13 protein-coding genes are annotated in these 19,782 nt (G+C 72.2%); 9 read left to right on the top strand and 4 right to left on the bottom strand.

What is annotated here, in order from left to right:
* Positions 1–672: 672 nt before the first annotated feature.
* The gene (locus NQO67_RS30165; RefSeq protein WP_255953495.1) at positions 673–1,950 is read left to right on the top strand and encodes a CobW family GTP-binding protein; all 1,278 of its coding nucleotides are present in this window, start codon (positions 673–675) and stop codon (positions 1,948–1,950) included.
* Between the two features lie 144 nt (positions 1,951–2,094).
* Here the strand turns inward: NQO67_RS30165 and NQO67_RS30170 are convergent, their stop codons facing one another.
* Positions 2,095–4,548: a DNA gyrase/topoisomerase IV subunit A gene (locus NQO67_RS30170; RefSeq protein WP_255953496.1), complete on the bottom strand. Its 2,454-nt coding sequence runs from the start codon at positions 4,546–4,548 to the stop codon at positions 2,095–2,097.
* 243 nt (positions 4,549–4,791) lie between these two features.
* Between NQO67_RS30170 and NQO67_RS30175 the strand changes: the two genes are divergently transcribed.
* From NQO67_RS30175 to NQO67_RS30185, 3 genes are all read left to right on the top strand, one after another.
* On the top strand, positions 4,792–6,207 hold the full coding sequence (locus tag NQO67_RS30175) for a M16 family metallopeptidase (protein WP_255953497.1): 1,416 nt from the start codon (positions 4,792–4,794) through the stop codon (positions 6,205–6,207).
* 32 nt (positions 6,208–6,239) lie between these two features.
* Positions 6,240–7,622: a M16 family metallopeptidase gene (locus NQO67_RS30180; RefSeq protein ID WP_255953585.1), complete on the top strand. Its 1,383-nt coding sequence runs from the start codon at positions 6,240–6,242 to the stop codon at positions 7,620–7,622.
* A gap of 280 nt (positions 7,623–7,902) precedes the next feature.
* Positions 7,903–8,556 carry a GntR family transcriptional regulator gene (locus NQO67_RS30185; protein WP_255953498.1) on the top strand — a complete coding sequence of 218 codons (654 nt, stop codon included), beginning with the start codon at positions 7,903–7,905 and terminating at the stop codon, positions 8,554–8,556.
* Between the two features lie 324 nt (positions 8,557–8,880).
* On the opposite strand, the gene NQO67_RS30190 is transcribed toward NQO67_RS30185, so the two are convergent.
* The gene (locus NQO67_RS30190; RefSeq protein WP_255953499.1) at positions 8,881–9,162 is read right to left on the bottom strand and encodes an HPr family phosphocarrier protein; all 282 of its coding nucleotides are present in this window, start codon (positions 9,160–9,162) and stop codon (positions 8,881–8,883) included.
* A gap of 165 nt (positions 9,163–9,327) precedes the next feature.
* Here NQO67_RS30190 and NQO67_RS30195 point away from each other — a divergent pair, with 165 nt between their 5' ends.
* The 3 genes from NQO67_RS30195 (at position 9,328) to NQO67_RS30205 (ending at position 14,328) form a co-directional block, all read left to right on the top strand.
* Entirely contained in the window at positions 9,328–12,333 is a 3,006-nt protein-coding gene (locus NQO67_RS30195) for a bifunctional acetate--CoA ligase family protein/GNAT family N-acetyltransferase (protein WP_255953500.1), read from the top strand.
* 190 nt (positions 12,334–12,523) lie between these two features.
* Positions 12,524–13,141, top strand: coding sequence for a DUF5998 family protein (locus NQO67_RS30200; protein ID WP_255953586.1), 618 nt, complete (start codon positions 12,524–12,526; stop codon positions 13,139–13,141).
* Positions 13,141–14,328: an alkaline phosphatase family protein gene (locus NQO67_RS30205; RefSeq protein WP_255953501.1), complete on the top strand. Its 1,188-nt coding sequence runs from the start codon at positions 13,141–13,143 to the stop codon at positions 14,326–14,328. The genes NQO67_RS30200 and NQO67_RS30205 overlap by 1 nt, the downstream gene beginning before the upstream one ends.
* 97 nt (positions 14,329–14,425) lie before the next feature.
* Here NQO67_RS30205 and NQO67_RS30210 read toward each other — a convergent pair whose 3' ends face one another.
* A complete protein-coding gene (locus tag NQO67_RS30210; protein ID WP_308295714.1) occupies positions 14,426–15,160 on the bottom strand; it encodes a VOC family protein in 735 nt (244 codons plus the stop codon).
* Positions 15,161–15,697: 537 nt separating this feature from the next.
* Between NQO67_RS30210 and NQO67_RS30215 the strand changes: the two genes are divergently transcribed.
* Positions 15,698–16,549 (top strand): sulfurtransferase, encoded by an 852-nt coding sequence (locus tag NQO67_RS30215; RefSeq protein ID WP_255953503.1) that lies wholly within the window; start codon positions 15,698–15,700, stop codon positions 16,547–16,549.
* Positions 16,550–16,667: 118 nt separating this feature from the next.
* On the opposite strand, the gene sepH is transcribed toward NQO67_RS30215, so the two are convergent.
* Entirely contained in the window at positions 16,668–17,702 is a 1,035-nt protein-coding gene (gene sepH / locus NQO67_RS30220) for a septation protein SepH (protein WP_255953504.1), read from the bottom strand.
* Between the two features lie 766 nt (positions 17,703–18,468).
* On the opposite strand from sepH, the gene NQO67_RS30225 reads away from it, so the two are divergent.
* Positions 18,469–19,782 carry a hypothetical protein gene (locus NQO67_RS30225; protein ID WP_255953505.1) on the top strand — a complete coding sequence of 438 codons (1,314 nt, stop codon included), beginning with the start codon at positions 18,469–18,471 and terminating at the stop codon, positions 19,780–19,782.

The following is a 19,782-nucleotide window of genomic DNA, read 5'->3' on the forward strand; positions in this document are numbered from 1 at the left end:
ATGCAAGGAGCGGAAGCAGGAGCGGAATCAGGCCTTTCTCACCTCAGGAGTGGTCAACCGGCGTCGATGGATACCTCGTACGTGTGATGCGAGCGAAGCCATTTCCCGGAATATGTGTGGTGCCGGCGATGCCGGTGATGCAGCCGGGCCGGGCATGGCCCCAGGGACGTGCCCCGGGCCAAGACGCGCGGAAACCCCGCAGGCTGGAGCTGGAGCCGGGCCGCGCCTGGGCCTGGGCCACTGGCTCCGGCTCCGGCTGGACTTGGCCGGGGCAGGCGCCCCGCGTCTGGCACACCGGCGTACGGCGGGCGCAGACCGGCGTCCTGGATACGTCCTGGGTGGCTACCGGTGCCCGGCCAAGCCGGATGCGCCGGTACCGCGAGCCCGTACCACCGGCGCAGGTGTGGTGTGGGGCGATCGAGCAGTGGCTGGCGGCGTCGCGCATCGCACCGTCGCGTCCGTCGGTGGGTGCGAGGTTCACTCGCCCGGCCGTCCCCGTTGCGGGTGATCCCACCCGTCCCACCGTTATCGGCGGCCCCTTCAGTGGCGTGAAGTGGGGCCTTGGTCGGTGAGGTTCGCACCGCTGTCTTCGGCGCTCGTATCCTGGGCCCGTATGGCAACCCCCATGTGTCACAGAGTCGTGTTGTAGAGAGTGCGCGAAAGAGGCCGCACGTGATTGACCAGCAGATCCCCGTCGTCGTGCTCGCCGGGTTCCTCGGCTCCGGCAAGACCACCCTTCTCAACCATCTGTTGCACAGCAGCAGAGGCAGCCGTATCGCGGCTGTGGTGAACGACTTCGGTGCGATCGAGATCGATGCGATGGCCGCGGCCGGACAACTCGGTGACTCGATGGTGTCGCTCGGCAACGGGTGCCTGTGCTGCGCCGTCGACGCCAGCGAGTTGGACGAGTACCTGGATCGGCTGACCCGGCCGTCCGCGCGGATCGACGTCATCGTCATCGAGGCGAGCGGTCTCGCGGAGCCGCAGGAGCTCGTGCGGATGGTGCTCGCCAGTGAGAACCGCCGAGTCGTCTACGGGGGGTTGGTGGAGGTCGTCGATGCCGCGGAGTTCGACGCCACCAGGGAACGGCATCCGGAGATCGACCGCCATCTGCGCATCGCCGACCTCGTCGTGCTGAACAAGACGGACCGGGTGGACCGGGCACAGCGGGAGCGGCTTCTCGGCCTGGTGCGCACGTTGACCGACCGGGCGGCCGTGGTGAGCGCCGCCTACGGCCGGGTCGATCCGGAACTGCTCTTCGACCGCAAGGCGGTGACCGAGCGGGTCGGTCAGCTCTCCTTCGACGATCTGCGCGCCCACGAGGGTCATGCGGACCACGACCATCTGCATCTGGCCTACGACAGCGTGTCCTTCACCTCCGGAGCGCCGATGGACCCACGCAGGACCATGGAGTTCCTCGACAGCCGCCCCAAAGGTGTCTACCGCATCAAGGGCTACATCGACTTCGGCGCCGCCGACCCGGCCAACCGCTATGGCGTGCACGCGGTCGGACGCTTCCTGCGGTTTGCGCCCGAGCCCTGGGCGAACGTGGACTTCGCCGAGCAGCCGCAAGAGTCCGGGGCGTGGGCACCGGAGCCGCCGTGGGCGTCGGAGCCCTGGGCGGCCCAGCCGTGGTCCTCGCAGGCCTGGGGCGTGGGCGGTGGACGGTTCACCCGGCTGGTGCTCATCGGCTCCGCCATCGACGGTGACGCCCTGCTCGAAGGGCTGGCAGCGTGCCGCGTCACCGGCTCAACGGCCGGTCAGGCGCCGGACGAGCAGGCCATGTGGGGCGTCCTGCGCTACGTACGGCAGGACGAACCAGACCCCGAGGCCGACGACGATCCCGACCCTGACACCGGCCATGGCGGCACCGCCTATCGCGACGCCGGGTACGACGACGCCGCGTACTCGGACGCCCGAAGCCTCGGTACGCCCCCTCCGATCCCGTAGGCCCGGCCCGCCCGTGTGAGCCCTGGTGAACCGCCGGGCGGGTGGCACCGGCGGCACCGAGAGCCGTCTGGCAGTTCACCCCGCGGTGGTGGCCCCACACCCACGGGCCACCACTTCGCCCACCGCACGAGGGGACCTGACTGACTACGTCAGCGGCCCCGCCACCACCGCCACCGTCTTCTTCAGGGAGATTCCCGAGCCGTCGCGGCGCGGGTCGGGCTCCGGGAGGTCGACCGGGGTGCCGTTCTTCTGCGCCGCGCGAGCCGGTACCGGGCCCGCCCAGGCCAGGCTCAGGCAGTCCTCACCCTTCAGGAACCGCTGGCAGCGCACCCCGCCCGTGGCTCGACCCTTGCGCGGATACTGGTCGAACGCGGTCAGCTTCGCCGTCGTCTGGACCGAGTCGTCGAGCGTGCCGCGTGAGCCGGCGACCGTGAACACCACGGCCTCCACCGATGGCTCGACCACGGTGAAGGAGATCACCTTCGCACCGTCGGTCAACTTGATGCCGGCCATGCCACCCGCCGCTCGACCCTGCGGGCGTACCTGGGAGGCCTGGAAGCGCAGCAGCTGCGCGTCGTCGGTGATGAAGACCAGGTCCTCTTCGCCGGTGCGCAGTTCTGCCGCGCCGACGATGCGGTCACCCTCCTTGAGGGTGATGACCTCCAACTCCTCCTTGTTCGCCGGATAGTCGGGGACCACGCGCTTGACGACGCCCTGCTGGGTGCCGAGCGCGAGTCCCGGCGAGGACTCGTCCAGCGTCGTCAGGCAGAGCAGCTCCTCGTCGCCCTCCAGGGACAGGAACTCCGCGATGGGCGCCCCGCCGGACAGGGTGGTCGCCCCCTCCGGCAGTTCCGGCAGGTCGATGACCGAGAGCCGCAACAGCCGGCCTGTCGAGGTCACCGCACCCACCTCACCGCGTGCCGTGGCCGGGACCGAGGAGACGATGACGTCGTGCTTCGCACGCTTGCCGCTGCCCTCCTGGGTGAACGGTGCCTCCGTCGCCGTCCGGGCCAGCAGGCCGGTGGAGGACAGCATGATCCGGCAGGGGTCGTCGGCCACCTGGAGCGGCACGGCCACGGCCGGTGTGTCCGCGGACTCCAGCAGGACCGAGCGTCGCTCGGTGCCGAACTTCTTGGCGACCGCGGACAGTTCGGCCGACACCAGCTTGCGCAGCTCCGTGTCGGACTCCAGGATCCGGGTCAGCTCCTCGATCTCGGCCTCCAGCCGGTCCCGCTCGGACTCCAGCTCGATGCGGTCGAACCTGGTCAGACGGCGCAGCGGGGTGTCCAGGATGTACTGCGTCTGGATGTCGCTCAGCGAGAAACGCTCCATGAGGCGCTGCTTGGCCTGCGCGGAGTTATCACTGGAACGGATGATCTGGATCACTTCGTCGATGTCGACCAGCGCGACCAGCAGTCCCTCGACCAGGTGCAGCCGGTCGCGCTTCTTGCCGCGGCGGAACTCGCTGCGCCGGCGCACCACGTCGAAGCGGTGGTCGAGATAGACCTCCAGCAGTTCCTTCAGACCGAGCGTGAGGGGCTGCCCGTCGACCAGGGCGACATTGTTGACGCCGAAGGACTCCTCCATGGGAGTCAACTTGTAGAGCTGCTCCAGGACGGCCTCCGGAACGAAGCCGTTCTTGATCTCGATGACCAGGCGCAGGCCGTGCTCGCGGCCCGTGAGGTCCTTCACGTCGGCGATGCCCTGGAGCTTCTTCTGGCCGACCATGTCCTTGATCTTGGAGATCACCTTCTCCGGGCCCACCGCGAAGGGCAGCTCCGTGATCACCAGGCCCTTGCGGCGCGCGGTGACGTCCTCCACGGAGACCGTCGCCCGGATCTTGAAGGTGCCACGGCCGGTCTCGTAGGCGTCCCGGATCCCGGCCAGGCCGACGATGCGGCCGCCGGTGGGCAGGTCGGGGCCCGGGATGTACTTCATCAGCGTGTCCAGGTCGGCGCCCGGGTGGCGGATGAGGTGGCGGGCGGCGGCGATGACCTCCTTGAGGTTGTGCGGCGCCATGTTCGTCGCCATGCCGACGGCGATGCCGGAGGAGCCGTTCACCAGGAGGTTCGGGTAGGCCGCCGGGAGGACCGCGGGCTCCTGCTCCTGGCCGTCGTAGTTCGGGTTGAAGTCGACCGTGTTCTCGTCGATCGACTCGGTCATCAGGGAGGTGGCGTCCGCCATCCGGCACTCGGTGTACCGCATGGCCGCCGGCGGGTCGTCGTTGCCCAGCGAACCGAAGTTGCCGTGGCCGTCGACCAGCGGTACGCGCATGCTGAACGGCTGCGCCATGCGCACCAGCGCGTCGTAGATCGACGCGTCACCGTGCGGGTGCAGCTTGCCCATGACCTCGCCGACGACGCGGGCGCACTTCACATAGCCGCGGTCGGGACGCAGGCCCATCTCGTTCATCTGGTAGACGATGCGGCGGTGTACCGGCTTCATGCCGTCCCGGGCGTCTGGCAGAGCCCGGGAGTAGATCACCGAGTACGCGTATTCGAGGTAGGAGGCCTGCATCTCGTCGACGACGTCGATGTCGAGGATCCGCTCCTCGAACGAATCGTCGGGCGGCGGGGTCTTCGTGCTGCGGGGGGCCATCGCTGCGCGGCTCCTTCACGGATACTGCCGGTACTGCCGGGACGGGATGAGGGGTCTGACGCGCTCCATTGTGGACCGCCCCACCGACAACGCGGACCGCGACCCGGCGTAGCCCGGTCGCGACACCGCCGGAGCGGGAACTTCGCGAGTGGTCAGCACGCTTGCATACAGTGGGCGGAATCGGTACCCGTAGCCCCGCCTCCCAGCAGCGGGACAACAGCTCAAGCGATCGAAGGGACATACATGCCCATGGGTCACACGGCCACAGCGCAGGCTGGTTCCGGCGGCCTGACAGCGACCTCGCACAGCCTGGCCAACGGCCTGCGCGTGGTGCTCTCCGAGGACCACCTGACCCCGGTCGCCGCGGTCTGCCTCTGGTACGACGTCGGTTCCCGGCACGAGCAGCCCGGCCGCACCGGCCTCGCGCACCTCTTCGAGCACCTGATGTTCGAAGGGTCGAAGCAGGTCGAGGGCAACGACCACTTCGCGCTGGTCCAGGGTGCCGGCGGCTCGCTGAACGGAACCACCAGCTTCGAGCGCACCAACTACTTCGAGACCATGCCCACCCACCAGCTGGAGCTGGCCCTGTGGCTGGAGGCCGACCGGATGGGCTCGCTGCTCACCGCGCTCGACCAGAAGAACCTGGACAACCAGCGCAAGGTCGTCAAGAACGAGCGCCGCCAGCGCTACGACAACGTCCCCTACGGCACGGCCTTCGAGAAGCTGACCGCGCTCTCCTACCCCGACGGCCACCCGTACCACCACACTCCGATCGGCTCGATGGCCGACCTGGACGCGGCCACCCTGGAGGACGCCCAGGCGTTCTTCCGCACGTACTACGCGCCGAACAACGCGGTGCTGTCCATCGTCGGCGACATCGACCCCGAGCAGACCCTGGCCTGGGTCGAGAAGTACTTCGGCAGCATCCCGGCGCACGACGGCAAGCCCGACCCCCGCGACGGCACCCTGCCCGACACCATCGGACGGCAACTGCGCGAGGTCATCGAGGAGGAGGTGCCCGCCCGCGCCCTGATGGCCGCCTACCGCCTCCCGAAGGACGGCACCGCCGCCGCCGACGCGGCCGACCTGGCGCTCACCCTGCTCGGCGGCGGCGAGTCCTCCCGCCTGTACAACCGCCTGGTGCGCCGCGACCGTACGGCCGTCGCCGCCGGCTTCGGTCTGCTCCGGCTGGCCGGCGCGCCGTCCCTCGGCTGGCTGGACGTGAAGGCCTCCGGTGACGTGGAGATCCCCGTCATCGAGGCCGCCGTCGACGAGGAACTGGCCCGGTTCGCCGAACAGGGCCCGACCCCCGAGGAGATGGAGCGCGCCCAGGCGCAGTTGGAGCGTGAATGGCTGGACCGGCTCGGTACGGTCTCCGGCCGCGCCGACGAACTCTGCCGGTACGCCGTGCTCTTCGGCGATCCGCAGCTGGCGCTGACCGCCGTCGGGCGCATCCTGGAGATCACTGCCGAGGAGGTCCAGGAGGTGGCCAAGGCGCGCCTGCACCCTGACAACCGCGCCGTGCTCGTCTACGAGCCCGTAGAAGACACGGCGGACGCAGCGGAGGCGGAGGACACTGCGGACGCAGCAGATCCGGCGGGCGCTGAAGACGGCACCGCGGCCGTAGGCACCGAGAACGCAGAGGAGGCGGCGAAGTGACCGAGGCCGCGAAGCCGGAGCACGGCGCGACGATGGACTTCCACCCCCGCCCTCAGGGCGGCGAGCCCAAGCCCTGGGCGTTCCCCACCCCCGAGCGCGGAGCGCTCGACAACGGCCTCACGGTGCTGCGCTGCCACCGCCCTGGCCAGCAGGTCATCGCCGTGGAGGTGCTGCTCGACGCCCCCCTGGACGCCGAGCCCGAGGGCCTGGACGGCGTGGCCACGATCATGGCGCGCGCCTTCTCCGAGGGCACCGACAAGCACTCGGCGGAGGAGTTCGCCGCCGAACTGGAGCGCTGCGGCGCCACCCTGGACGCCCACGCCGACCAGCCCGGCGTACGCGTCTCCCTGGAGGTGCCGGTCTCGCGGCTGCCCAAGGCGCTCGGCCTGCTCGCCGACGCCCTGCGTGCCCCCGCGTTCGCGGACAGCGAGGTCGAGCGCCTGGTGCGCAACCGCCTCGACGAGATCCCGCACGAGACCGCGAACCCGGCGCGCCGGGCCGCCAAGGAGCTCTCCAAGGAGCTGTTCCCGGCGACCTCCCGCATGTCCCGGCCCCGGCAGGGCACCGAGGAGACCGTCACCGCCATCGACTCCGCCGCGGTGCGCGCCTTCTACGAGAAGTACGTCCGGCCGGCCACGGCCACCGCCGTCGTGGTCGGCGACCTGTCCGGCGTCGACCTGGACGCGCTGCTCGCCGACACCCTCGGCGCCTGGACCGGTGACATGGCGGCCCCGCGCCCCATGCCGGCGATCGTCGCCGACGACCGGGGCCGCGTCGTCATCGTGGACCGGCCCGGCGCGGTCCAGACGCAACTGCTGATCGGCCGCATCGGCCCCGACCGGCACGACAGCGTGTGGCCCGCCCGGGTGGTCGGCACCTACTGCCTGGGTGGCACCCTCACCTCCCGCCTGGACCGCGTGCTGCGCGAGGAGAAGGGCTACACCTACGGTGTCCGGGCCTTCGTCCAGGTGTTGCGCTCGGCCGCGCCGACCGCCTCAGGAGGGCCCACCGGCGCCGCCATGCTCGCCATCTCCGGGTCGGTCGACACCGCATCCACCGGGCCCGCCATCGAGGACCTGTGGACGGTGCTGCGCACCCTCGCCGCGGACGGCCTCACGGACGACGAGCGCGACTTCGCCGTGCAGAACCTGGTCGGCGTCGCCCCGCTCAAGTACGAGACCGCGGCGGCCGTTGCGAGCACCCTCGCCGACCTGGTCGAGCAGCACCTCCCGGACGACTACCAGGGCCACCTGTACGAGCAGTTCGCGGCGATCGGCACCATCGAGGCCACCGCAGCGGTCGTCAGCGCCTTCCCGGTGGACCGGATGGTGACCGTACTCGTCGGCGACGCCGAGCAGATCGCCGAGCCGGTCAGGGCGCTGGGCATCGGACCGGTGACGGTGGTCGACGGGTGACGGCGGCCCTGTCGCGTGACGGCCACGCGCGGGCGCGCCGCGACAGGCGCCCCGCGACAGTCGTCCTGTGACAGCCGGCGGCACGGGCGGTGTACGGCGGTTTCCCTTCGCCGTACACCGCCCGTTCCCGTCACCCCGGGTGTCCGACCGGCTGGACCCCCGTCCAAAAAATATCCATGGATTCCGGCCGCCCTTCGGAAAACACCGTGCATTGCAATAGAGTCACTGGGGAGGCGTTGGCGGGCCGCTTTTGGCGGGGATGAAATCGGAGGTTCCGGTCATGCGCATTCCCGCGCACTCGGTATGCACGGCCATCCGGGATGACATCGTTTCCGGTGCCCTGGAGCGCGGCAGCAGACTGACCGAGGAAGTCCTGGCGCGCCGTTACGGAGTGTCACGCATTCCGGTCCGGGAAGCGTTGCGCACCCTGGAGGCGGAAGGCTTCGTGGTCACCCGCAGACACGCCGGCGCCTGCGTGGCCGAGCCCTCCGAGCAGGAGGCGGCCGACCTCCTGGAGATCCGGATGCTGCTGGAGCCGCTGGGCGCCGCACGCGCCGCACAGCGCCGTACCGAGGCCCACCTGAAGGTGCTCCGAGGCCTGGTCAGGCTGGGCCACGACCGCGTCAGACGAGGCCACGGCGAGGATCTGCGCTCCCTGGAGGGGTGGTTCCACGAGACGCTTGCCCAGGCGTCCGGCAGCGCCGGCCTGACCGCGCTGCTCACCCAGCTCCGGCACAAGATCGCCTGGATGTACACGGTCGACGTGGCCGAGCGAGCCGCCGAATGCTGGTCCGAGCACGCCGCCATCCTGGACGCGGTGGCCCGCGGTGACGCCGAGCGGGCCAGGGCGGTCACCGCCCTGCACACCGAGCGGACCGCGTCCGCTCACCGTCTGCGATTCTCCCGCCTCGGTGCCCGCGTGAGGGCTTCGTAACACGTCGTACATACGCGCGGCGCCCACTTTTAACAGACGCACCGTAAACAGGGAAGCGACACGCATTCGTATACCGAACGGGGTCTGTGCGGTGCGGCGCCGGCGATGAACCGCCGGCCGCCGTGGAATACGCCGTTTTATGTCGGACGAGGGCGAGCGGAAAGTGCGTGGGATGCGCGGGGTCCGGAATTCCCGTGCACGGTTCTCGGCTGCCCTTTTATATTTTTTCTTCCGTCGGAAATGCGATTGCCAGGTCTCGATTGCCGGACTGCCGGACCGGTGGGCAATGCCGCACGTCAGCCGGTCGCGTGATCCGGTCGTCGTTCAGACCGTCTCGGGAAGTTCGTCGAGTCCCTCGGACACCATCTTGGCCAGGCGGTCCACCGCGGAATCCGCCCCCTGCGCGTCCGACGCGAGGACGACCTCGTCCCCGTTCTCGCCGCCGAGCCCCAGCACCGCCAGCAAGGAGGCGGCGTTGACCGGAGCACCGTCGCCCTTGGCGATGGTCACCGGTACGCCCGCAGCCACGGCCGCACGGACGAAGTTGGCGGCGGGGCGGGCATGAAGGCCCTGTGCCCAGCCGATGTTGACGCGGCGCTCAGCCATGGTGGTCGCTGCCCTTCGGACGCTGGTGTGTGTGGGAGGTTCCGCCGTGTTCCGCGGTCCGGGAGCACCACGGTACGGCGAGCCCCCACGACGGTAAGTGATCCACTCCCGCACCCGGAACGCACCTCCCTGGAGGGCGGCCCGGCACGCCGTACGCTGGGCCCCATGCAGAGCCCGTCGGACCGATACGACTACCCCGCCCACTGGGAGGCCGACGTGGTGCTGCGCGACGGCGGCACCGCCCGGATCCAGCCGATCACCGCGGACGACGCGGACCGGCTGGTCCACTTCTACGAGCAGGTGTCGGACGAGTCGAAGTACTACCGCTTCTTCGCGCCCTACCCACGACTGTCCGCGAACGACGTGCGCCACTTCACCCACCACGACTTCGTGGATCGCGTCGGGCTCGCCGCGGTGGTGGGCGGCGAGTTCATCGCCACGGTGCGCTACGACCGCATCGACGGCCAGCACGACACCCCTGCCGAGGACCGCACCGGGGAACGTTCCGGACCGGAACACGTGGAGACGGCCGAGGTCGCCTTCCTGGTGCAGGACGCCCACCAGGGCAGGGGAGTGGCCTCCGCACTGCTCGAGCACATCGCCGCCGTGGCGCGGGAGCGCGGCATCCGTCGCTTCGCCGCCGAGGTGCTGCCCGCCAACACCAAGATGATCAAGGTGTTCACGGACGCCGGGTACCAGCAGCAGCGCAGCTTCGAGGACGGCGTCGTACGCCTGGAGTTCGACCTGGAGCCGACGGAGGCCTCCCGCGCCGTGCAGCTGGCCCGGGAGCAGCGTGCCGAGGCCCGCTCGGTGCAGCGGCTGCTGCGGCCCGGCTCGGTCGCCGTGATCGGCACCGGACGGGCGCCCGGCGGCGTCGGGCGCAGCGTGCTGGCCAACCTCCAGAGGGCCGGTTACACGGGCCGCCTGTACGCGGTGAACGAAGCCCTCACGGACGATACGGCCGAGCTGGACGGGGTCCCCGCACACCGCCGGCTCGACACCATCGAGGAACCCGTCGACCTGGCCGTCGTCGCCGTGCCGGCGCCCCGCGTGCCCGAGGTGGTCGACGCCTGTGGACGGCACGGCGTGCAGGGGCTCGTGGTGCTCTCCGCCGGCTACGCCGAGACGGGCGCCGAGGGCCGTGCGCGGCAGCGCGCACTGGTGCGCCAGGCGCGCTCGTACGGCATGCGCCTGATCGGCCCGAACGCCTTCGGTGTCGTCAACACCTCGCCCGAGGTGCTGCTCAACGCGTCTCTCGCACCGCAGCTGCCGAGGCCAGGACGGATCGGCATGTTCACCCAGTCCGGCGCGATCGGGATCGCCCTGCTGGCCAGGCTGCACCGGCGCACCGGTGGCAGCATCGACGCGCAGGGTGTGACAGAGGTCACCGACGCCACGGGCGTCGCCGGCGTGGGCGGCATCTCGACGTTCGTCTCGGCCGGCAACCGCGCCGACCTGTCCGGCAACGACGTCCTTCAGTACTGGTACGAGGACCCGGACACCGACGTCGCGCTGATGTACCTGGAGTCCATCGGGAACCCGCGCAAGTTCACCCGGCTCGCCCGGCGCACCGCCGCCACCAAACCGCTCGTGGTGGTGCAGGGCGCCCGGCACAGTGCGACCGCGCCCGCCGGGCACGCCGTACCGCACACCCGCCTGCCGCACGCCACCGTCTCCGCACTGCTCCGGCAGGCCGGCGTGCTCCGGGTGGACACCATCACCGAACTCGTCGACGTGGGCCTGCAACTGGCCGCCCAGCCGCTGCCACGCGGCCCCCGCGTGGCGATCCTCGGCAACTCCGAGTCGCTGGGCTTGCTGACCTACGACGCCTGCCTGTCCGAGGGGCTCCGACCGCTGCCGCCGCAGGACCTCACGACGGCGGCGACCCCGGGCCATTTCGACGTGGCGCTGCGCACGGCGCTGGCCGACGACGACTGCGACGCGGTGATCGTGACCGCGATGCCGTCCGTGGGCGAGGGGCCGACGGTCGACGGGGAGCTGGCCGGGGCGCTGCGGGCGGCCGCCGCCGCGCACCCGGACAAGCCGGTCTCCGTCGTCCACGTGGAGCTGGGCGGGCTCGCCACGGCCCTTTCGGCGGCGGGCGGCACGGCGCCGGGCGCTTCGGCGCACGCCCGGGGCAACGAGGTCGCTCCCGAAGCCACGGCCGCTGCGCCCCAGCGGCCCGCCGCCCCGGACCGAGGCGACGAGCGCACGGCGCCCCCGTCCCCGGCAGAAGGCACCCCCGAGCCCGCCGGACCCGAAGCCGAACCGGTACCAAGCAGCGGATCCGCCCCCTTGGCACGGATCCCCGCCTTCCCCGCCGCCGAGCGGGCCGCGCGGGCGCTCGCCGAGGCCGTGAAGCACGCCCAGTGGCGGCGCGAGGCCGCCGACCCGGGACGGGTCCCCGCATACGACGACATCGACGAGAAGCGGGCCGCCCGGCTGATCGAGACGCTGCTGAAGCGCGGCGGAGGAGAGTCCGGCGGGGCGACGCTCGCGCCGGCCGACGCCCGGGACCTGCTCGGTGCCTACGGCATCGAGGTACGCACCGCGCTGCACGCGCCCGGTCCCGAGGAGGCGGCCGCCGCCGCACGGGAACTCGGCTACCCGATCGCCCTCAAGACCACCGCCCCGCACCTGCGGCACCGCCCCGACCTCGGCAGCGTCCGGCTCGACCTGGCCGACGAGGAGCAACTGCGGCGGGCCTACACGGAGCTGACCGACGCCCTGGGCACCCCCCAGGAGGTGCTGCCCGTCGTCCAGTCGATGGTGCCGCGCGGCGTCGACACCGTGGTGCGGGCCGTCATCGACCCGACCGCCGGGGCGGTGCTCTCGTTCGGGCTCGCAGGTGCCGCGTCGGAACTCCTCGGAGACACCGCACACCGGCTGATTCCGGTCACCGACCGTGAGGCCAGGGCCGCGATCAGGTCCATCCGGACGGCTCCGCTGCTGTTCGGCTGGCGCGGGTCGACGCCGGTCGACACCGCGGGGCTCGCAGAGCTGCTGCTGCGCGTCTCCCGGCTCGTCGACGACCACCCGGAGGTCGTCGCCGTCGGCCTGGAGCCGGTCGTCGTCGCCACCCACGACGTCCATGTGCTCGATGCCTCGGTGCAGCTCGCCCCGGCGCCGGCCCGCACGGACCTGGGGCCCCGCACGCTGCCCGCCTACTGAGCGGCCGACGGTGCACCGCAGGCTCGCCCGTGCCCCGCCACGGCGGCGCCCCGTGCCCCGGACGCCACGACCTCCGTCGTCCGGTGACGACCCGCAGGTCCCGCCCGGATCGGCGCGATGTCCCCCGGTGCCGTGGGGCACGCGTGGGACCCCCGGTCCAGGGACCGGCGTGACCCCGCTGGGCCGTAGGATGGACGGCATGGCCAAGACCAGTACGACGACCCAGGGGCTGCGAGCGGCGATCGAGCGCAGCGGCTACTACCCGGCCCTCGTGGCCGAGGCGGTGGAGGCCGCGGTCGGCGGCGAGGGCATCCGGTCGTTTCTGGTCCACCAGGAGACCACCTTCGACGCCAACGAGGTGCGCCGTCATGTGACGGTCCTCGTGCTCACCGGCACCCGTTTCATCGTCAGCCACACCGACGAGCAGGCCGCGGACTCCAGCTCCCCGACGCCCTACGCGACCACCTCCACCGAGTCCGTGAAGATCGGCCGGATCTCGTCCGTGGTGGTCAGCCGCGTCGTCGCCAACCCGGAGTCGTACACGCCCGGCACCCTGCCGCGTGAGGTCGTCCTGACCATCGGCTGGGGCGCGGTGTCCCGTCTCGACCTGGAGCCGGCCGCCTGCGGTGACCCCAACTGCGAGGCCGACCACGGCTACACGGGCAACTCCACGGCGGACGACCTCAGTCTCAGGGTCAGCGAGGCCGGCGACGGCCCGGACACGGTGCGGCAGACCCTTGCCTTCGCGCAGTCGCTCTCCGAGGCGACCACGGCGACGGGGCCGGCCGGGGCGGACACCGACCGCTGATGGCACAGCCCGCGCTGGACCCCCCGGAGCCGCTCGCGCTCGCCTCCGCCCCGGTGCCCGAGTACGGCACCGGCTCGCTCGCCGACCTGCTGCCGACCCTCGCGGCCCACCTGGGCGTGCCGGGCTGCACCGTCGCCGTCCCGGAGCTGGCCCCGGCCGACCGGAACTGCGTCTTCCTGATCGACGGCCTCGGCTGGGAGCAGTTGCGCGCCCACCCGGAGCAGGCTCCCTACCTGACCGCCCTGCTGGGATCCTCGCGCGGCGGCACGGGGCGTCCCCTCACCGCGGGCTACCCCGCCACCACGGCGACCTCGCTGGCGTCCGTCGGCACCGGCCTGGTGCCCGGCGCGCACGGCCTGCCCGGGTACACGGTGCGCAATCCGGAGACCGGCGAGCTGATGAACCAGCTCCGCTGGAACCCCTGGACCCAGCCGCACGTCTGGCAGCCGTACCCGACCATCTTCCAGCGCGCCGCCAAGGCCGGCGTGCACACCGCCCAGGTGTCGGCCCCGGCCTTCGCGACCACGCCGCTCACCAAGGTCGCGCTCAGCGGCGGAACGTTCCACGGCCGGCTCTCCGGCGAGGAGCGCATGGACCTCGCCGCCGAGCAACTGGCCGCCGGCGACCGCTCCCTCGTCTACACCTACTACTCGGAAGTGGACGGCAACGGCCACCGCTACGGCGTCGACTCCGACGCCTGGCGCGGCCAGCTCGTCTATGTCGACGGGTTGGTGCAGCGCCTCGCCGAGCAGCTGCCGCCCCGCAGCGCGCTGTACGTCACCGCGGACCACGGCATGATCGACATCCCCTTCGACGAGCTGCACCGCATCGACTTCGACGAGGACTGGGAGCTGCGCGCCGGAGTCGCCCTGCTGGGTGGCGAGGGCCGGGCCCGCCATGTCTATGCGGTGCCGGGCGCGGCAGGCGACGTGCGCGCGGTCTGGCGTGAGGTGCTCGGCGACCGTTTCTGGGTGGCCGGCCGGGACGAGGCGATCGCGGCCGGCTGGTTCGGGCCGCAGATCGACGAGCGGGTGTACGGGCGACTCGGCGACGTGATCGCGGCGGCCCGGGACGACGTCCTGATCACGGCGTCGGAGCGGGAGCCCAACGAGTCGGCGATGGTGGGCAACCACGGCTCCATGACACCGCTCGAGCAGCTGGTCCCGCTCCTGGAGGTCCGCACCTGAGACGCCGGTGCCACGGGTCGCCCCCGGCCGCCGGGAGACAGCAGCGGCCAGGCGGCCGCCCGCACCAGGTCACGGGCGGCCCCACCCAGCCGAGGCCTCAGCGGCCCGTCTGCACCAGCATGAGTTCCGCGCCTCCCGGGTCGGCGACGGCCGCCACCCGACCGTAGGCGCCGTCGTGCGGCGCCTTGAGTACCGCGCCGCCGAGCCGGACCACCCGCTCGGCGTCCGCGTCCACGTCCGTCGTCGCGAAGTACGTCATCCAGGAGGCGCCCCGGGTGCGTCGCAGCGCCCCGTCCAGGTCGCGCACGGAGGCCACCGGGCCGTCCTTGAGGCACAGGGCCAGATGGTCCGGGCCCGCCGAGGTGTCGGCCTGCGGCACATGCCCGAAGACGCGCTGGTAGAACGTGGCGGTGAGCTCCGGCTCGTAGGTCGTCAGCTCGATCCACGTCGGTGCGCCCGGCACGTCGCGCACGGCGGGGCTGCCGGTGGAGGCGACCCGCAGAATGCCGAAGACCGCGCCAGACGGGTCGCAGACGACCGCGAGCCGGCCCGCCGCCGGCACGTCCAACGGCCCGACGCCCACGGTGCCACCGCGGTGCCGTACCCGCTCGGCCGTCGCGTCCACGTCGTCGGAGGCCAGGTACGTGGTCCACGCGGACGGGAGGTGACGGTTGGTCACCGGGCGGCCGATGGCGGCGACCTCCTGGCCGTCGAGCAGGGCCAGCACCGAGCGGCCCAGTAAGGCGGTGGCCGGCTGCGGCCGGAACTCCCAGCCGAACAGCGTTCCGTAGAACTCCTCCGTGGCCTCCAGATCGTGCACCAGCAAGCTCACCCAGCAGGGCGTTCCTGGTGTCCGCCGAGGGTGCTGGACGGCACCCCGTTGTCCGGTCGAACCCAGCGCCTCAGTCATCGTCATACTCTCCTCGAGCCTCGTGGTGCCGTATCGCCGCTGTCCGGACCGCGGCCGCGCGCGGCCCCGGGCGGTGCACGCGCGGCGCACGCCACAGCGCCACCCGCCAGGTCCGCCCGAGTCCACTGCCGTGCCTGATCCGTCCCTGTGACCTGTCGCGCTTGCTGCCGTACCGGTGACGCAGCTCGGTGGCGTGTCGTTTCTGCGTGGTGATCCACCGAGGTCACCGCTCGATCCACCGATGGGCGACCCACCAGGTGGGGATCGACTGGAGGATCGGCCCGTCGACTGATCGGCCGACCGGCCCACTGACCGGTCGGCCGACGAGCCGGATGATCGACTGATGTCATGTGCATGCACTAGCTGTGTCCACTCCAGTACGCGCCGTGGTCGCATCTGGTGCCGAGCAGAGTATCCGGAGCTCGGCGGGCAAGCCACCCCATGCGCAAGGATGGGGTCATGAACGTCATCATCTCCGCGTCCGAACTCGGGGTCGAACGCGCTGGCTTGAAACCGCCGGTGCTGCTCGACGTCCGCTGGCAGCTCGGGGGTCCGCACCAGCGGCAGGCCTACCTGGAGGGCCACATCCCGGGCGCCGCCTTCGTCGACCTCGACACCGAACTGGCCGCTCCGCCGGGGGCGCGGGGCAGGCATCCGCTGCCGGACATGGCGACCTTCGGTGCGGCGATGCGGGCGGCGGGCGTCCGCGCCGACCGTGCCGTCGTCGTGTACGACGGCGGGTTGAGCTGGGCCGCGGCGCGCGCCTGGTGGCTGCTGCGCTGGACGGGGCACCCGTCCGTCCATGTGCTGGACGGCGGTCTCGCGGCCTGGGACGGGCCTGTGGAGTCCGGCGAGCCGGCGCCGCCGACCCCGGGGGATTTCGAGCCCGTTCCGGGCGCCGGCGGTCAGGAGCCGGGGGCGCTCGGACTGTTGGACGCGGACGGCGCGGCGGCGCGCGCCCGGTCCGGGGTGTTGCTGGACGCACGGGCCGGCGAGCGGTACCGCGGTGAAGTCGAGCCGATCGACCCGGTGGGCGGCCACATTCCCGGCGCGATCTCGGCGCCGACGCAGGGCAACGTCGCCGAGGACGGCCGCTTCCGACCCGTCGCCGAACTCGCCGCGCGTTTCGCCGCCCTGGGTGTGTCGCCGGGCAGCAAGGTCGGCGTGTACTGCGGCTCCGGGGTCTCCGCCGCGCATCAGGTGCTGGCGCTGGAGGCCGCCGGCATCCCGTCGGACCTGTATGTGGGGTCCTGGTCGGAGTGGTCCGGGGACCGCGGCCGTCCGGTGGCCACGGGGCCGGAGCCCCAGTAGCGCTCAGCGGCGGCCAACGGTCTGGACAGCGGTCTGGCCGGCGTCCTGGGGACGGCCGGCCAGACCGGTGTTCGGCTCTGTGGTGCACGGGGTGCGGTGGTGCCGGCCCGTGCCCGCGTCACTCCTTCTTCTTGCGCCGGGTGCCGAAGACGATCTCGTCCCAGCTGGGCACCGCGGCACGGCGGCCCGGCCGGACGCCGTCCGCCTCGGCCTGCCGGTCGGTGGAGCCGATCAGCCGGTCGCGGTGGCTGGCGACCGACCGCGGCATCAGCACGTCCGCGTAGGCGGAACCCGCCGAAGCAGCGGGCGCCGGCGGCTCTTCGGCGTCCGGCTCACGCTCGGGCTCTTCGGGAGCGTGGTCGGGCGCCGACTCGGAGCGCTCGGGCACCACCAGGTCGCCGCGGAAGCTCGGCACGGCCTCCAGGAGGCTGGTGAGCGAGTCGCGGCCCTGGTCGACGTCGTCACCGGGCTCGGTGGGCGACGGCAGGCTGGGGCGCTCGGGGCCGCGGTCCAGGGAGCGCTCGCGCGGCAGGCGTGCGATGCGCGGCACGAACGGGAAGCTGGGCTCCGGCGCGGCGAGGTCGTCGGACTCGCCGATCAGGGAGCGCGCTTCGTCGTCCACGGCCTGCACGAGGCGGCGCGGCGGGTCGTAGGTCCAGCTGGCCGTGTGCGTCTCACTTGCGACGCGGTAGACGAGCAGCACCTCCCAGGTGCCGTCGTCGCGGCGCCAGGAGTCCCACTGGACGGTGTCCCGGTCGGCGCCCCGCATCATCAGCCGCTCCTGGACCGCCTCGCCCAGCTGGGGGCCGACGTTCTCACCGGGGCGGCGCACGGGGGTCTTCCGGGCGCGCTCGGCCATGAACGCACGCTCCGCCAGCACGGGTCCCTCGAAGCGGCGCACCCGGTCGACGGGGATGCCGGCGAGCTGCGCGACCTCTTCCGCGGTGGCGCCTGCACGTATCCGGGCCTGGATGTCGCGGGGGCGGAGATGGCTCTCCACCTCGATCTCGATCTGGCCGAGGCGGGGGCGGTCGCCGCGTACGGCGGCGCGGAGCCTCTCGTCGATGGGAAGCGTGTACTCCGTGCTGTCCGCAGCCTTCAGCACCAGCCGTGTGCCGTCATTGGAGACGGCCACGACACGCAGTTCGGGCATGGGGACCTCCCGGGTGGTGCCTGCCGACGTCACGTGCGTCGCTTCCGCTAGTCGAGTGTGGCCTGCCCGGGTGCAGCCTGCCACAACCTTGCCGAGTTGACCGGCGTGTCGGGCATGGACCCTGGATCGCCGTTATGACACGGTTACCTGTTCGCAACGCTGAGTGACCGCTCTGGCCACCCTGTGGAACATGCCCCCTTTCGGTGCCCTTCAAAAGGCCCCGACTGCCTGCCGGAAGACCGGACCGACGGCTCGCAACAGTACTCCATTGGGCCAGCCGGGTGGACCGGCGCGCCGTCGGAAGTTCTGCGCGGGCGCGTGAGTTGACGGCCTGGTCGCCGGGTTGCGTGAGGATTATGCGTGGCATAGTTCACGAAACCGCTGGAAGCGGAACCACAATACTCTGCCCATACGTACTCCGGTCGAGCGAATTCTCGTTCAGCTCGTGCAATTGCGTCGAGAAGTGCAGGCAAGGTGCGTTGTGGGCAAGAGGCCGAATCCCGGCGGCCGGTACACGGGCCCGGGTCCGTCCGAGAACGGGTCCGAGGGCGCGAGGTCACGGAGGGAAACCGCCGGCGCCGATGGGCGACCCGGCGCCGACGTGTATCGGCGTGGTTCGCGCGGTTCACGTGGTTCGCGCGGTTCCCGAGGTGCCGGTGGTGTCGAGGAGGCCGCGGATGACCGCTCAGCCGCGGCGGAACCTCCTCCGGAGGCGTCGTCCTCCGACGGCGGTCGCAAGCGCCGGCTGGAGCTGAACCTGCCGCAGGTGGCCGGCAGTGCGATGGCCGCCGTGCTGGCGGCCAAGTTCGCCTCGAACCTGGGCGTGTACGGCACGATCCTCGGTGCCGGTGTCGTGAGCGCCGTCGCCACCTGCTCCGGCTCGCTGTTCCAGCACTTCTTCCGCCGCACCGGCGAGCAGATCCGCGACGTCACCGTGAGCCGCAGGCCGCGGGTGCGGCGGACCCCGGTGCTCGTCACCAGCGGTGGCCACCCGGTGCCGGAGACGTTCCGGCCGACGCGGTCCGGTGCCGGCCGGGAGCCGTCCGGTGCACGGGCCAGCCGTCCCACTGCGTGGGGGGTGGCGACGACGACGTGGGGCGTCGGCCGGCCTGCGCGCGGCTCGGCCGTGGACCCCCACGCGCCGGGCGACACCGCGACGCGGCTGCTGCGCCGCTACCAGGTCGGACAGCGGGAGACGCAGGTCCTGCCCGGCGACGGACACGCCGCGCGCCCCCTGGCCGACGGCACCGGCAACGACATAGAGGCGGGCGCCACCCGGCTGCTGGGCAGGGGCGGTGCCTCTGGTGCCTCCGGTGCCTCCGGGCATCCCGTGGCGGGGCTCGACGCCGCGACCCGCCTGCTGCACCGCGCCCGGCCGGTGCCGGGCGAGGGGCGAGAGCCGGAGCACACCGCCGTCCTGCGGAATCCGGGTGACCCGGGCGACCCGTGCGACCCCGGTGACCTCGGCGTACCGGGAGGTCCGGGAACCGTGGACCCGGACGGTGGCCCGCCGCCGGACGCGTTCACCGAGGGGACCGTGCACCGGGCGCGGGTGCGCGGGCTGAAGCGGCCGCTCCTCGCCAGCGGGATGGTCTTCGTGGTGGCGATGGGCGGCATCACGACGTACGAGCTGGCATCCGGGCACAGCCTCAACGGCGATCGCATGAGGACCACGATCGGTGACGTCCTGTCCGGCGGGGAATCCGGGAGCGGGCACGCCCCGGCCACTCCCGTGGTGACGCCGTCCGGGCAGTCCTCGCAGGGGCCCGAAGGGACGGACCACGAGCCGAGCAGCGCTGACCCGAGGGACTCGCAGGCGCCGGACCAGCAGTCGTCGCCGACGCCCACGCCGTCCGGCACCCAGGGCTCGGGCACCGCGTCCACTCCCGGCACGGGCGCGGACTCCGGCGGTGGCCAGGGTGCCGGTTCCGACGGCGGCACCGGTGGGCACCGGCAGACGGCCACGCCCACCCCGACCCCCACCGCCACGCAGAGCGACGGTTCCGGTGGGGGAGCGGGCGCCGGTTCCGGGACCGGTGGCTCGGCCACCCGGCAGCCGGACGGCACGTCAGGCCAGTGA

The sequence above is a fragment of the Streptomyces odontomachi genome (assembly GCF_024435355.1).
GTDB classification, from domain to species: Bacteria; Actinomycetota; Actinomycetes; order Streptomycetales; family Streptomycetaceae; genus Streptomyces; species Streptomyces odontomachi.

Coding starts and splice junctions, on each gene's coding strand:
- NQO67_RS30170 (WP_255953496.1), bottom strand. CDS start 4,548: ATGGCCCCCCGCAGCACGAAGACCCCGCCGCCCGACGATTCGTTCGAG.
- NQO67_RS30175 (WP_255953497.1), top strand. CDS start 4,792: ATGCCCATGGGTCACACGGCCACAGCGCAGGCTGGTTCCGGCGGCCTG.
- NQO67_RS30180 (WP_255953585.1), top strand. CDS start 6,240: ATGGACTTCCACCCCCGCCCTCAGGGCGGCGAGCCCAAGCCCTGGGCG.
- NQO67_RS30185 (WP_255953498.1), top strand. CDS start 7,903: ATGCGCATTCCCGCGCACTCGGTATGCACGGCCATCCGGGATGACATC.
- NQO67_RS30190 (WP_255953499.1), bottom strand. CDS start 9,162: ATGGCTGAGCGCCGCGTCAACATCGGCTGGGCACAGGGCCTTCATGCC.
- NQO67_RS30195 (WP_255953500.1), top strand. CDS start 9,328: ATGCAGAGCCCGTCGGACCGATACGACTACCCCGCCCACTGGGAGGCC.
- NQO67_RS30200 (WP_255953586.1), top strand. CDS start 12,524: ATGGACGGCATGGCCAAGACCAGTACGACGACCCAGGGGCTGCGAGCG.
- NQO67_RS30205 (WP_255953501.1), top strand. CDS start 13,141: ATGGCACAGCCCGCGCTGGACCCCCCGGAGCCGCTCGCGCTCGCCTCC.
- NQO67_RS30215 (WP_255953503.1), top strand. CDS start 15,698: ATGAACGTCATCATCTCCGCGTCCGAACTCGGGGTCGAACGCGCTGGC.
- sepH (WP_255953504.1), bottom strand. CDS start 17,702: ATGCCCGAACTGCGTGTCGTGGCCGTCTCCAATGACGGCACACGGCTG.